Annotated in this window: 11 protein-coding genes and 1 tRNA gene; 6 read left to right on the forward strand and 6 right to left on the reverse strand. The window is 65.4% G+C overall.

What is annotated here, in order from left to right:
- Nucleotides 1-9 precede the first annotated feature (9 nt).
- Both ROV95_RS11315 and ROV95_RS11320 read right to left on the reverse strand, forming a co-directional pair.
- Entirely contained in the window at nucleotides 10-366 is a 357-nt protein-coding gene (locus tag ROV95_RS11315; protein WP_180877825.1) for a ligand-binding protein SH3, read from the reverse strand.
- Nucleotides 367-502: 136 nt separating this feature from the next.
- Nucleotides 503-1090, reverse strand: a complete 588-nt coding sequence (locus ROV95_RS11320) for an NAD(P)H-dependent oxidoreductase (protein ID WP_312544431.1) — start codon at nucleotides 1088-1090, stop codon at nucleotides 503-505.
- A 127-nt stretch (nucleotides 1091-1217) separates the two neighbouring features.
- Between ROV95_RS11320 and ROV95_RS11325 the strand changes: the two genes are divergently transcribed.
- The gene (locus ROV95_RS11325) at nucleotides 1218-2210 is read left to right on the forward strand and encodes a LysR family transcriptional regulator (RefSeq protein WP_005410175.1); all 993 of its coding nucleotides are present in this window, start codon (nucleotides 1218-1220) and stop codon (nucleotides 2208-2210) included.
- Between the two features lie 81 nt (nucleotides 2211-2291).
- On the opposite strand, the gene ROV95_RS11330 is transcribed toward ROV95_RS11325, so the two are convergent.
- Nucleotides 2292-3362 carry a DUF4241 domain-containing protein gene (locus ROV95_RS11330; protein WP_312544432.1) on the reverse strand — a complete coding sequence of 357 codons (1071 nt, stop codon included), beginning with the start codon at nucleotides 3360-3362 and terminating at the stop codon, nucleotides 2292-2294.
- Nucleotides 3363-3486: 124 nt separating this feature from the next.
- On the opposite strand from ROV95_RS11330, the gene ROV95_RS11335 reads away from it, so the two are divergent.
- Nucleotides 3487-3576: transfer RNA gene (locus ROV95_RS11335), tRNA-Ser, on the forward strand.
- Between the two features lie 52 nt (nucleotides 3577-3628).
- Here ROV95_RS11335 and ROV95_RS11340 read toward each other — a convergent pair.
- Both ROV95_RS11340 and ROV95_RS11345 read right to left on the reverse strand, forming a co-directional pair.
- Nucleotides 3629-6382, reverse strand: a complete 2754-nt coding sequence (locus ROV95_RS11340; RefSeq protein WP_312545119.1) for a UvrD-helicase domain-containing protein — start codon at nucleotides 6380-6382, stop codon at nucleotides 3629-3631.
- Nucleotides 6383-6509: 127 nt separating this feature from the next.
- Nucleotides 6510-7499 carry an MDR family oxidoreductase gene (locus ROV95_RS11345; RefSeq protein ID WP_312544434.1) on the reverse strand — a complete coding sequence of 330 codons (990 nt, stop codon included), beginning with the start codon at nucleotides 7497-7499 and terminating at the stop codon, nucleotides 6510-6512.
- Nucleotides 7500-7600: 101 nt separating this feature from the next.
- Between ROV95_RS11345 and ROV95_RS11350 the strand changes: the two genes are divergently transcribed.
- The 4 genes from ROV95_RS11350 to ROV95_RS11365 all read left to right on the forward strand — a co-directional run bounded on the left by ROV95_RS11350 (nucleotide 7601) and on the right by ROV95_RS11365 (nucleotide 11138).
- On the forward strand, nucleotides 7601-7948 hold the full coding sequence (locus ROV95_RS11350) for a helix-turn-helix domain-containing protein (RefSeq protein ID WP_049471387.1): 348 nt from the start codon (nucleotides 7601-7603) through the stop codon (nucleotides 7946-7948).
- 488 nt (nucleotides 7949-8436) lie between these two features.
- Nucleotides 8437-8844, forward strand: coding sequence for a hypothetical protein (locus tag ROV95_RS11355; RefSeq protein ID WP_312544436.1), 408 nt, complete (start codon nucleotides 8437-8439; stop codon nucleotides 8842-8844).
- Nucleotides 8845-8920: 76 nt separating this feature from the next.
- Complete coding sequence (locus ROV95_RS11360) at nucleotides 8921-9784, forward strand: hypothetical protein (RefSeq protein ID WP_312544438.1); 864 nt, start codon at nucleotides 8921-8923, stop codon at nucleotides 9782-9784.
- A 31-nt stretch (nucleotides 9785-9815) separates the two neighbouring features.
- A complete protein-coding gene (locus ROV95_RS11365; protein ID WP_312544440.1) occupies nucleotides 9816-11138 on the forward strand; it encodes an XVIPCD domain-containing protein in 1323 nt (440 codons plus the stop codon).
- Between the two features lie 49 nt (nucleotides 11139-11187).
- Here ROV95_RS11365 and ROV95_RS11370 read toward each other — a convergent pair whose 3' ends face one another.
- Nucleotides 11188-13329 (reverse strand): TonB-dependent receptor, encoded by a 2142-nt coding sequence (locus ROV95_RS11370; protein WP_312544442.1) that lies wholly within the window; start codon nucleotides 13327-13329, stop codon nucleotides 11188-11190.
- Nucleotides 13330-13508: the final 179 nt, after the last annotated feature.

The raw sequence follows: 13508 nt of genomic DNA on the forward strand, positions 1-13508 counted from the left end.
GCTCGGGCGCTACCGGGTTTCTGCTGCCCTCAGCTTCTCCAACGGCACCCATCCCGGTTCGCCGGTCTCCGGCACGCACCACGCCCAGCCATTGAGCGTGCGCATTCCTCGCAGCAGCTGCCCCGGATCCACATCCAACTCCCGCGCGCAGTAATCCTCCGTGGCATAGGCGTCACCCTGCGCATTGCGACCGATCACCGGCGCCGGCACGAAACCGGGCTGCTGCCCCTTGGCCTCGCACAGGAACCAGTCTTCCCAGCCCTCCGGGCCTTCATAACGTTCGCCCACCACCAGCGCCTGGCCACGGCGCAGGGTGATCGGGTGCGGAAATTCGCTGCGGTGCGCAGCCGTCACGATGTAGTTCATGACCCCAGCCTAACGCGCCCACAAAAAAACGGCCCCGCAAAGCGGGGCCGCCAGGGTGGGCCGGGATGGGGGAGGGGATCCCGGCCCGCGTTCAGCGCCCAGACGAGGAGAGAGGGGCGCCGAACGCTGGGACGCGTTATGCGGCGACGGGTTCGGCCGCTTCGTGCGACGGCAGCGCCGCCAGCGCACCGGCAATGGCGTCTTCACGGTGCTGCGGCGAATAGGCGATGCCTTCGGCGCGCACGAATTCGATCTCGTTGATGCCCATGAAGGCGAACACCTGGCGCAGGAACGGCTCCTGGAAGTCGGCCGGCGAGTCGGTGTAGATGCCGCCGCGGCTGCTGGCGATGATCACCCGCTTGCCACCGGCCAGGCCCACCGGGCCGTTCTCGGTGTACTTGAAGGTGCGGCCGGCCACGGCCACGCGATCGATCCAGGCCTTCAGGGTGGACGGGATGCTGAAGTTGTACATCGGCGCGCCGATCACAACGATGTCGGCCTCCAGGAACTGCTGCATCACCTGTTCAGCATCGGTCGCTTCAGCGGCGTCGGTCCTGGCCAGCGAGCTGCTGCGCAGATGCGGTACCGGATTGGCGTCAAGATCGCGATAATCGACCTGCAGGCCGTCGATCTGGCTGGCGAAGCGGGCGACCACGGCGGCCGACAGCTGGCGCGAGACGGAGTTGTCGCCAAGCACGCTGGCGTCGAGATGCAGAAGCTTCATGGCAGTCACCTGTGTTCTGGGAGGAAGGGGCGGGGTGGCCCCGCCGACGGAGAGAACGATAGGTTGTTGCAAAGGCGGAATAAAGGTGGTTGAATGCCACGTATTGTTCTAGATATGGAACTCGGGTATGCATGACCTGAATGACCTGTACTACTTCGCGATGGTGGTCGACCACGGCGGATTCGCCGCCGCCGAGCGCGCACTGGGTATTCCCAAGTCGCGCCTGAGCCGCCGCATCAGCCAGCTGGAAACCGACCTGGGCGTACGCCTGCTGCAGCGCTCCACGCGCCGTTTCGCGGTCACCGATGTCGGCACCAGCGTGCACCGCCATGCGCAGACGATGCTGGCCGAGGCCCAGGCCGCCCGCGAAGTGGTGGACCGCCTCAGCGCGGAGCCGCGCGGCGTGGTGCGCGCCAGCGTGCCGGTGTCACTGGCGCAGATGCAGCTTCCTAAGCTGCTGCCCAAGTTCCTTGAGCAGTACCCGAAGGTGCGGCTGCAGCTGAACATCAGCAACCGCCGCGTGGATATCATCAATGAAGGCTACGACGTCGCCCTGCGCGTGCGTTCGCGCCTGGACGACGACGGCAGCCTGGTGATGCGCAGCTTCGGCCAGGTGCAGGAACTGCTGGTGGCCAGCCCCAAGTACCTGGATCGCGCCGGCCGCCCCAAGGACCCGGAAGAGCTGACCCAGCACGTCACCCTCAGCATCAGCGAAGACGAAGCACGCCAGCGCTGGGAACTGCATGGCCCGGAAGGCGAAGTGCGCCGGGTCGACTTGCAGCCGCGCGTGGCCGGTTTCGACTTCCCGCTGCTGCAGAGCATGGTGAAGGACGGTTTCGGCATCACCATGCTGCCGGAGACCGTGTGCGCCGACGCGGTGCGTAACGGCGAACTGGAAGTGGTGCTGCCGGACTGGTCGCTGCCGCAGGGCGTGTGCCATGCCGTGTTCGCCTCGCGTCGCGGCCTGCTGCCGGCAGTGCGCGTGTTCATCGACTTCCTGGCCGAGCACCTGCCGCCGCAGCTGGAGGCCTCGCGCCTGGATTGCGGTGGCGCCTGTGAAAAGGCCAAGGAGCGGATCAAGGCCAGTGCGCTGGGCGCGTTGGCAGTGGATGCGGGCTGAGGCACCTGCCCGCAACTGCACCGCCAATCTGTGAAACGGTAGCGCCGGGCCATGCCCGGCGTTGCTGCTTTCCGGCCCCGGTCAGTTCCGGCCGAACAGTCGGACCCAGAAGCCGCGCCGCGGCGGTGCGGCCGGTGTGGGCTCGGCAATGGCCGGTGCTTCCAGCACCGCCATCAGCTCCGCGCTGCGCGGCTTCTTCAGGAACCGCGCGTAGTCCAGATAGCCGGTCACCTTGCTCATGTGCAGGCGCTCGGGCATCGCCGGTAGCTCGCCACCCTGTAGCAGCACCCGCAATGCCTGCGGGCGGTCCAGGCGGATCGCCTCGTACAGAGCGGTGCCGCCACAGCCTGGTTCGATCTGGTTGGCGCGCTGCGGCGCGTCCTTCAACAGGACGTGCAGCGCATCCGGGTCGTCGCGTTCAACGGCCGCTACCAGCCGTGCCAGCGCTTCAGCTTCGTCGGGTGGAAGGCTGTCGCGATAGGCTTGGTCGGCAATCTCGCGCTCGTCGCGTCCATCGCCGCCCTGGATGCACAGGAAATCGGTGACCAGGGCGACCGGAATGCCGGACGTATCCAGCGCCCAGTAGCTGGGATAGACACCGTCGCCCCAGCCGCTGGTGAACACCACCAGGCCGTGCGGCGAGTCTTCCCCCCAGGGGCGGTACTCGGCGCCTTCGTCGAGGCCGTCGTGGTCGATCAGGGCATCCGACCACGCATTGTCTTCGTCGCCATCGGCCCGTTCGATCAGCGCCAGCAGTGCCTGTTGGGTGTCGGTATCCATGAAGCAGCCGATGCCGGCGTCGACCGGGTAGCCGATGAAGCTGTCCTCATCCAGGCCGGTCAGGTCCTGCGTGGTCCAGCGCGCCATCTGCCAGTGCAGGGCAGACGCAGTGAGGGCTTCGCGGGGCTTGAACCAGACCACGGCCAGCGCCGGGCGGCCGCTGTGCACGATGATCTCAACCGGATGCCGGCCCAGCGGGGCGGTGTAGTCGGCCAGCGCTGGTGCTTTGGCCTGGACAAGCGGATCGCAGACCACCAGATGCCCGCTGCTGACCGGCAGATGGCCGGCGAAGGTGCGGTGCAGGGCCACAGCGGCCAGCTGGGTGTCGTCCAGCAGGGTGGTGCGCAGGTTGGCCAGGTCGAGGTGGGCCATGGCGGCTCCGGGTGCGGTGAAGGCCCCCACCGTGCCGGATGCGAAGGGCAGGGGCAAGGTGGTCTTGGGCAAACGCCCTTCACGTGCGAGAATACGCCGCTGCCCGGGCCACCGGGACCCGATTGGAGAGATGGCCGAGCGGTTTAAGGCACCGGTCTTGAAAACCGGCGAAGGGTCAAACCTTCCGTGGGTTCGAATCCCACTCTCTCCGCCAGGATTCCACAAGGCCCCTGGCGACAGGGGCCTTCTTCTTTTCTCAAGCTTCTCTACCCGCGACGCCCATCCTTCGGCTTGTTGTGGCACAACGGATAGCTGGAGCACGACCGGAACGCCCCATGAGGCCCATTGCGGTCCACAAACACGCCCACCTTGCACACTGGGCAGCGCTCTTCCGAAATGGCCGCACCTGAAACCGCGGTCACTTCCACTGCGCCGTCCTTCACCAGCTCATCCAGAAACGGCGAGTGCTTGCCCTGCAGGGTGAACATCGCAACCGACCGTCGGGCACGCGTCAGCGCGACATAGAACAGCCGCCGTTCTTCGCTCAGCGGATAGGTATCCCCATCCGGCATTGCCAGCGAAAGCACCGGGTCATCGGCGCGCAGGCTCGGGAAGCTGCGGTTGATCATGCCCGGCAGGATCACGTAGTCCGCCTCGCGCCCCTTCGATCGATGGACGGTCAGGAACTCGACGTCCATCGTGCTGCCGAAGGCGGTCTTCCAATCCGAAGGCATCGCGCTGCGGTCCGCGCGATACCGCCCCAGAACGAATACAGTCACGCGCCCGTTGAGGCCCTGCGGCACTGCACCTGACAGCAGTTGCCGGTGCAGCGTCGCAAGGTATTGGCGAACACCATCCTGCACCTCCTCACGCCGGTTCATCTGGAACGCCTGCAGCACCGGACCCATTGCCGGCGCAGCAGAACGGACCTTCTTGCCGATCTGCGCGGGGTTGCGGCTGATGAAGCGGCTGGAAACATCACACAGTGCCTGCGGGCAGCGGAACGTCTGCTCCAGTTTCAGCACCTGGCCATGCCCCATCCACTCGCGGAAACCGGTCATCACCGAAACGTCGGCGCCAGCGAAGCGATTGATCGACTGCCAGTCATCGCCCACCGCAAACAGATAGCGGCCCGGTTGGCTGACCAGCGCACGGCAGAGGCGCGCACGGGCGCGCGAGGCATCCTGGAATTCGTCGGCCATCACCAGGTCGTAGGGCGACTCATAGTGGCCCTGTTCCAGCAGCCCGGCGGCCATGTTGAGCATGTCTTCGAAATCGATGCTGCGCTCGTCAGCCAGTGCATCGTCCCAGGCCTGGAAAACCGGCCCGGCGATCTCCAGGAAGCGCCGGTAGCGTTCCTTGAACTGATCCTCAGGCATCTGCCGCAGGCGTGCGGCCATGTCATCCAGCGTCAGGCAGTTGCTCTTGGCATGCGCAATGAAGGTGCGCATCAGGCCAATCAGGTCTGCATCCGGCATCGGCTTGGCGCCCTGGTCAGGCAGCTCGCGGTCCGGGTTCGGGTCGAGTTCAACACCAGACGCACCCAGCCGCTCGGCAAGGTGCTGCAGGGCCTGTCCACTGCGCAGGCCAAACGAGGTCGTCTCGACCAGGGCAGTGCCGCGCGCCATATGCTGCTGAGGCTTCCAGTGCATCCCTTCGCTGTAATCGGCAAAGTGCGGCGGCGGCTGGCCATCGGCATCCAGCGCGAAGTGCTCGTGATACAGCCGGGCGTCCGGGTAGTAGAAGTCCGGACGATACTGGCGATGGGTATCCGTCGCGGTATCGAACTCGTAGCGCCGCTCGTAGTCATACGCCACGCCGTTGTAGAACAGCCAGTCGGCGATGACGCACTCTTCCAGGCTCTTCACCCGCTCGCCCTGCAGGGTACGCATGTAGGGCGCACCATCGCGGTCGTAGCCATCGGCCATCATGTCGGCACCCAACGGCGGCAGATCGCGTCCGAACACCAGGCGGAACATGTCCCACTGGGTGCGGAAGTGGGTCGAGCGGTCCTTCAGGTCGTCCACCAGGTCGGCCAGCTTGTTGAAGCCCAGCGTCGCGTCGATCGCCCATTCCGGAATATCGGGCTTGTGCCCCGTGGCCTCGGCGATGATGGACAGGCCCAGGGCGTGGAAGGTCCGGGCCTGCACTACGGTGTCGCCCATGCCGAGCCGGCTGAAGCATCGCTGTGCGCGCTCCTGCAGCTCTTGGGCGGCATCCTTGTTGAAGGCGAGCATCACGATCCGTTCGGGTTCGACAAAGCCGCGATCAATGGCATACGCGGCCTTGGCGACCATCGTGGAGGTCTTCCCAGAGCCGGCCGCGGCCACGACCTGCACGCGGTTGTCGAAGCAGATGACGGCGCGAGCCTGCTCCTCGGTCAGCGGCCTGCTCTCGACCCGGTCCAGGAAGGGCTTGGCCAGACCCAGTTCGCGGGTCGCCATTGCCTCATTGGCGTCCGCCCACACGGCGGGCCAATCCAGCTGCCAGTCGTGCAGTGCGTCCAGCGCGATGCGGTGGCCGGGCGCGTGCAGGTCGTCGTGCAGCTCCTCGTCGAGGAACAGCTGCTCCAGCTTGGCGGGCGGGAGGGGCAGGGCGGGGCGGTCGGCCAGCAACGCCTGCTGCTGTTCGTACGTGATCCAGCGGCGTCCGGTAGTACCTCGGTCGGCAAGCGCATCTGCCTCGGCCAGCCACGCCTGGATCTGCGCCAGAACGTGCTCAAACAGTGCCTTGCGCCCCCGCCTGGAGCGCGTGAAAAGCACGTGCTGCACGGCAGCGGCAAGCCGGGAGCCCTGGCGGTTGGGCAGCCCATCCACGGACAGTGCTTCACCGCGCTCGGTCGTCAGTTCGACCCTGGACCAGAGCACGCCGCGAACGACCCGCACGCTGTGTTCGTTCGCTACATGCTGGCGGTACTGCCTGCCATCGATCAAAAGCGCGACCTGTTCGCCATCCAGCCGCAACTGCCAGTCCGGCGAGCGGGTCACACGCTGGCCCCAGCCCGAGGGGCGCCATTCCATAGACATCCAGATACTGCCTTGCGTACGTCACCGGGCGTAAAGCGCCCTTGCCGACCCATGATAAGGCGGCTTGGCATGGCACGCTGCGTTTCCGGTCACTCGCACACGCGAGCCAGCGCGACAGGCGTCAGGCGTTCACATCCACGACGATGCGGCCGCGCACCTTGCCGGGGATGATCTGCTCATAGACATCCAGCACCTCTGCCAGGCCGATCTGCTGCACGGTGCTTTCCAGCTTCCGCGGATCCAGGTCGGTCGCGAGCCGATCCCAGGCGCGCTGGCGAACCTCTTGTGGCGCATTCACCGAATCGATGCCGGCAAGGGTCACATTGCGCAGGATGAAGGGCAGCACCGAGCCGTGCAGCGCATCGCTCTGGGCCAGGCCACAGGCGGCCACGGCACCGCGGTACTTCGTTTCGGCGATGGCATTGACCAGCGTTGGGCCGCCGGCCACATCCACCACGCCGGCCCATCGCTCGGCACTCACCGGCCGCTCGCGCGGCTCCGAAAGCTGCGCACGATCGATGATCTCGGCCGCACCCAGGTTGTGCAGATACTCGGCGTGCTCCGGTCGCCCGGTGGCGGCCACCACGCGGTAACCCAGCTTCGAGAGGATCGCCACCGCGATCGAGCCGACGCCACCGTTGGCACCGGTAATCAGCACATCGCCCTGTTCGGGCGTCACCCCGGCATGTTCCAGGGCCAGCACGCACAGCATCGCGGTGTAGCCAGCGGTGCCGATGGCCATTGCATCGCGGGTGCTCAGGTTGTCGGGAATCCGGTTGAGCCATTCGCCCCGCACCCGGGCGCGCTGGGCCAGGCCGCCGTGGTGGCCCATGCTCAGGTCCCAGCCATTGAGCACGACGCGGTCGCCTGGCTTGAAGTCGGCCCTGCTGGATTCCAGCACCACGCCTGCCAGATCGATGCCGGGAATGAGCGGGAACGTCCGGATGACCGGACTCTTGCCGGTGAGGGCAAGCGCATCCTTGTAGTTGAGCGTGGAGTACTCGACCTGTACCAGGACGTCGCCGTCCATCAGGTCGGCCTCGTCGAAATCGACCAGCTCGGTCGAGAGCTGGTTGTTCGTCTTGCGGGTCAGCAGTGCTTTGAACGTCATGGACGGCCTCACATTCATGGGATGGGGCCATGCTAGGCTCGCGCCTCTATCGCAACAAGAACGACGATTTTCCGTAGGTACTATGGTTTTCCGGAGTATGCATGCGTAGCAAACGGTGGGACGGCAAGAGCGGTTGCGCGGTGGAAGTCACGCTGTCGGTGATCGGCGGCGTGTGGAAGCCGATCATTCTTTTTCACCTGATGACCGGCAAGCGGCGTTTCATGGAACTGACGCGGCGGGTGCCCAATGCCACCCAGTCCATGCTCACCAGCCAGCTGCGTGAACTGGAAGCCGATGGCGTGGTGATCCGCCACGTGTACCCGGAAGTGCCGCCGAAAGTGGAATACGAGCTGTCCGAGTTCGGCCGCACGCTGGCGCCGGTGCTGCTGGCGATGCGCGAGTGGGGCGAGACCTACCGCGGCTATCAGAGCACCCAAGGCGATAGCTGAAGGCTGCGCGGCGTTGCGCTTGCCGCATGTGGGTTTCGCGAATGCTCACAGCCGCCGGCAGGTCTTTGGCACCGGGAGCGCGCGTGTCGCTTACGGCTGGACAGGGTATCCGGAAAGTGCGCGTCGACCGGAGTCGTCGGTTGGCGAAGAACGCCAGTCAATGGACAACTCGACATCCACTGACGCAACCAACGTAGCAACGTGATCGATCAGGATTTTCCTGCTTTCCACCGCCGGTTCAGGGCGGTAACCATGGCCGCGCCAAGGCACTCGCCGTGGCCGGGATTGGCGTCCTGAACGTACATGATGCGCGGCGTCACGGTTGCAGCCAGAGTTGCAACCGTGACAATGCATCGCCTGCCAGTTCATGGCGGACGGTGCGTGGGGATCTCTCGATCCGCCGGCTTCTTGCATCATGTATCCGGCACGCCAACCCGCACCGTCCGCCACCTTGCATCTGCAGGTGGCCACATCGTGAGGTTGCCGTCATGCCCGAACGTCTTCCCGACCATCCCCGCCTGCATGCGCTGCTGGGCGCCGCCGTGCGCGATCTTCCCGCTGCGTTGGCCGAAACGCTGGAGGACGCGCTCGGCGAGTCCGCCGAGTTCGTCACGCCATCGGCTTTCTTTGCACACCTGGCAGGCCACGGCAGGAACCTGCGCGCTGATGGCGAGGCCTGGAGTGAAATGTGCCTGAGCCCCGGCCGCGCCTTCGACATGGCCTTGGCGACCCGCAGCATTTCGGGCATCACGGCGTTGACGGCGGTACTGCACGCTGCGCATGTGGCGCGGGAGAGCGACGATCCCGCCTGCTGTCCCTCCGCAGCCGTGATCGAGGGCCTGTTCAACGCCTGCCAGGTGCTGTCACTGCAGGTGGAGCGCTGCCTGATTCCATGAAGGGCTGCGATGCGGTTCCTGTTCCGTTGACGCCCGGTTCCCTATAGTGGCGCTGGAACCCTGCAATGGAATGCCCATGCACGTGATGTCCCCCGGCCGTTGCCTGACGCTTGCACTTGCCGTCGCGGTGAGTGCCGGCGCGTGTGCGCGGCCGCCGTCCACCGAACACGAAAGGAACCCCGCCATGTCCGGCGCCCCACAGACCGGCCGCACGATCAACGGCCACACCTATACCGATGCGCCCGTGGACGTGAAGCTCGGGCCGAACACTTTCCGCATTCCGGCCAACTACCTGGACAGCCAGATCGCACCGTGGCCGGGCGAGGGCGTGACGCTGGTCATCGAGTGGCCGGACATGACACCGACGCCGCCGGGTGCGCGGGCGAGTCCGCGTACGAATGATTTCCGGAAGGAGATTCCCATCCGGCTCAACTACGTTGATCGCGTTCCCGTCGAAACACTGCTTTCAAGGCTGTCGTCAAATGAAGCCATCACGGAGGAGGGCTCTGTGGAAAGGGAGGATCCCAGGGACCGTCTCGATCAACGCGTTGCACAGCCGGAGACCTTGGGCCTGACGCCCTATGCAATCGATGAAGCGAAGATGGTGGTGTACGCGAAGAAGTATGAGGCGCGGTACGGAAAGCCGCCTGTGCGCAATCCCGCCTACGAAAGAGACTGGTACATCGCACGCCAGGCCGACGGCCGGATCAGCTCATTCATCAAATGTGACGGCGAGGAATTCCGACGCGACGGCGTGCGGCTGGAGGGGCGCGAGGTGATCAGTGAGCCTGGGGAAGTAGCAGCTGGCTGCGTTCATTACTTCGTGGACATCGACAACAAGCTATCCGTCAGCCTGGACTACAAGAGAGCGTTTCTGAAGGACTGGAAGCGCATGGAAGAGGCCGTCAGGGACGTCATCGCGCGCACCCGGTCCAAGTGATCGGTGATTCAAGGAAGAAGAGGGGCAGGGTATGAGTGGATTGACCGAACGCGATTTGAGCGTCCTTGGCAGCTATGCCAGAGACGGCAACCGCGAGCTTTACTGGAACTACCTGTCGCAACTGCCGGGAGCCGATGGATACGGGACACTGGCACTGGGTGTTGTACGCAATGACAGCCTGCCGGGACGCGTCGCGAACGCGTATGCACAAAGCTACGCAAAGACCCAGCAGGACGAGGGATCCCGGTTTTCAAATGCACAGTTGACGGAGCGTCAATGGGAGTCCTTTGGGCAGACGCTGCTAGAAAGAGATCTTGAGTTGCGGCAGCAGTGGATGAACGAGCGCCGTCCAGACCTGGCACTGAATCTCCCCGGCAAGGACGTGATGCTGGCTCACGACCGCGCATTTGAACGGCATGAACTCGATCCCAACTGCTGGACGCCGCGCGTGTTGCTGCAGGCAGCTGAGCAGAAGAGCGGCCCTGAGAAGCTGGAGCAGATCTGGACCAACATGCTCAACAACGACTATGCCGGAGGCCCGCGCGTAGGCAACACCAGCGTCGATGCCATCAGCCAGATGGGATGGGCGAAGGGCGGCCAGTACCTCACCCGGTTGAGCGTGCTGGAAGCCACCCAGGCCCTGGAGGGCCGCTCAGCAGTCGATCCGAACGTCATTGGTGGCAGCAGCTACTACGCGATGTACTTCGAAGCGGACAGGAAGTGGGCCAGTGTCAGCGCGGGTGGTGGCCACATGTCGATGCGTGAGATCACCGATCCGGCCCGCATCGCCGAGCTCAACGACGCGCGCGAGGTTCGTCTGGAGCGCCAGGAAAAACGCACCCGGTTCCACCCGGACGACCCGTACCGGACCATCACCCGCAGCCCGCTGACCGCAGCCGTGGACGACGTGCCGGATCCCTCGCAGGCACCGACCCGCCTGGCCGACATTGGTCCGGGCCACCGCGACTACGCACTGATGCAACAGGTGCGCGAAGGCGTGGCCGCGATCGATGCCCGCGCCGGGCGTACCCACGACGAGAACAGTGAGCGCCTCGTAGCGAGCGTGATGGCATTGGCCCGTCGCAACCAGCTTGAACGGGCCGACCATGTGCTGCTGAGCGCGCAGACCGCCGAGCATCCGGCCGGCCGCAACGTGTTCGTGATGCAGGGCGAGATGAGCGATCCCGCGCATCTGCGAGCGGTCATGCCTACGGACACGGCAGTGCAGACGCCGGTCGAACACTCGCTGCGGCAGATCGAGGCCGCCAGCCTGGAGCGACAGCAGGCGGCCATGCAGCGCCAGCAGGACAACGACGTCCACGCGCGTGACAACCCTGCGATGCGGATGGGCTGAGGTTACGTAGCAGAGCCGAGCGGGCGCCCGGCTCTGCTGGAAGGCCTTCTCAGAAGCGGTAGGCCGCCTGCACATACACCCGCCGTGGCTCGCCCGGGAAGTGCCCGTTGCGTTCGATGAAGCCACTGGCTGCGTACACCTTGTCGAACAGGTTCTTGACGTTGGCTTGGAACTGCCACTGCTTCCACGTGGTCTTCCAGCTGATGTCGAAAACCGTGTATGCCTTGACCGTCTGCCCATCCAGGCTGACACGCTCGCCCACATGGTCGGCGCCGAATCCGATAGCCGAGTTGATCGACGGCAGGTCGTAGCGTGTCCACAGGCCGAGCTTGTTGCGTGGCGCATTCGCGAAGCGGTCGCCGGAGGCGTTGGTGATGCCGTTCGGTCCGGCATCCTTCACCCGTGCGTCGTTGTAGGCGTAGGTCAGATTCACCACCCAGCGCTCGGTCACGTCAGCCAGCAGGTCCAGTTCCATGCCTGTGCTGCGTACCAGGCCCAGCGCGGCCAGCTGGTTCACGCCGTCCCGCACTTCGCCGGTGGCCTGCACGATGTTGCTGCGGTCGATGCGGTAGGCCGCCATGTTCAGGGTCACACGTTCGGCCAGCAGCGATTTCATGCCGATTTCCCATTGCCTGCTGCGCTCGGCGTCGAACGGTCCGCCGGCCGCTGGGTTCTGGTTGGCGGCACTCTGCGGCACGAAGCCACTGGCGACGTTGGCGTACAGGTTCACGCCGTCCCGGACGGTAAAGGTACTGCCCAGCCGCCAGCTGAGGTCGTTGCCATCCACGCTGCCACCAGTGATGCGATCGTCGTCCTGGAAACCATCCCAACGCAGTCCGGCCAGCACATGCCAGCGCGTGCCCAGTGCCAGCTCATCCTGCAGATAGCCACCGTAACGCTTGCTGCGGGTGGCGGTGCTGCGCCAGGGCAGGGCGACCAGGTTGTAGTCGTGCCAGGTGCTGGCGCCATAGACCGGGTTGAACAGATCGATGCCGCGCACCGGACCGGCGCCGCGTGCCAGGTCGGCACTGTTGGCGGTCTGCGCGGTGAAGTCGGCGTCGAGCTGGTAGACGTCGGCGCCGAACAGCACCTTGTGTTCGATACGGCCGGTGTTGATCCGCCATACGGCATTGCCGCTGGCGGTGAAGGCCTCGTTGTCGCGGATCTGGTTGCGCAGCTGGCGCGTCATCCATTCGGCTACGCCGTCGCGGTCACGATCGATCAGGCCCATCGGTTCGTGGTACGTCTGGTGCTCGTTGTTGCTGAACCAGCGCGCAGCAATGTCCACGTCCAGCGTATCGAGCGGTGCGAAGCGATACTGCGCCAGTGCGACCCTGGCGCGCATGTCGAGGAAATCGCTGGCCTCGTTGTGGTTCCATCGCCGGTCGGTCAGGAAGGTGCCGGCATCGTTCACTGGCACACCGCGCAGTCGGTTGCCGCCCAGGTTCTGGGTGATGTCGGTGAACTGCAGCACCAGCTCGCCGGTCTGGCCAACGTCGAAGGCCAGTGATGCATCGCCGATCACGCTTTCGCTGTCGGCGTTCCAGCGCACGCCCTGCTCGGTGTCGGCATAAAGGCCGGCGCGATAGCGGATGCTCCCGCTGGCATTCAGCGGGCCGGTGCCTTCTATCGATCCGGCGCGGAAGTCCTTGTCGCCTGCCTGCAGTTCGATGCGGCGTTCGGCGGTGGCCTTGGGCTTGCGCGTCACGTAGTTGATGACACCGCCCGCATCACCACCGCCGTACAGCGCACCGGCCGGGCCCTTCAGCACTTCCACGCGTTCGATGTTGAACAGTTGCGGCACCGAGAAGCCTGCATAGGGATCGCCGCGCAGGCCGTCGTAGAGCACGTTTTCCTGGCGGAACCCGCGCAGGGTGACGCCGGCATAGCTGAAGAAGCTGATGCCGCTGATGCTGCGATACAGGTCGGTGACCTGACGCGCGGCCTGGTCGTCGATCAGCTCGCGCGGCACGACCTGGATCGACTGCGGTACCTGCTCCAGAGGCGTGTCAGTGCGGGTGCCGACAGCGGCATCGTTGGCGCGGTAAAGCGTCTGCGCGCGGCCGCGGACTTCGACCTTGTCCAGATCCTTCGGGGCGTCGGCCGGGGCTTGGGAGGCCAATGCAGGCGTCGCCAGGGAAAGGGACAGCGCCGCGCAGAGCGCGTTCTTCAGAAGGGCGGGAAGGGGCATGAGGGAGTCAGGATGGGCTGCAAATGAGAAAGATTAGCATTTGCAAAGGTTCGTGGCCCATCCCCCTTGGTGCGCTGTGGACGCAGGCTCGGGTGGGTGTACGGTGTGCCCGGCAAAGCCACCCGCACACCGGTGCGGCCCCGCACGTGCCATCAGCGGTGCGAGGTCGGCGACAAAGC

It is taken from the genome of Stenotrophomonas maltophilia group sp. msm1, from assembly GCF_032025805.1.
In the GTDB taxonomy this organism is placed as follows: Bacteria; Pseudomonadota; Gammaproteobacteria; order Xanthomonadales; family Xanthomonadaceae; genus Stenotrophomonas; species Stenotrophomonas hibiscicola.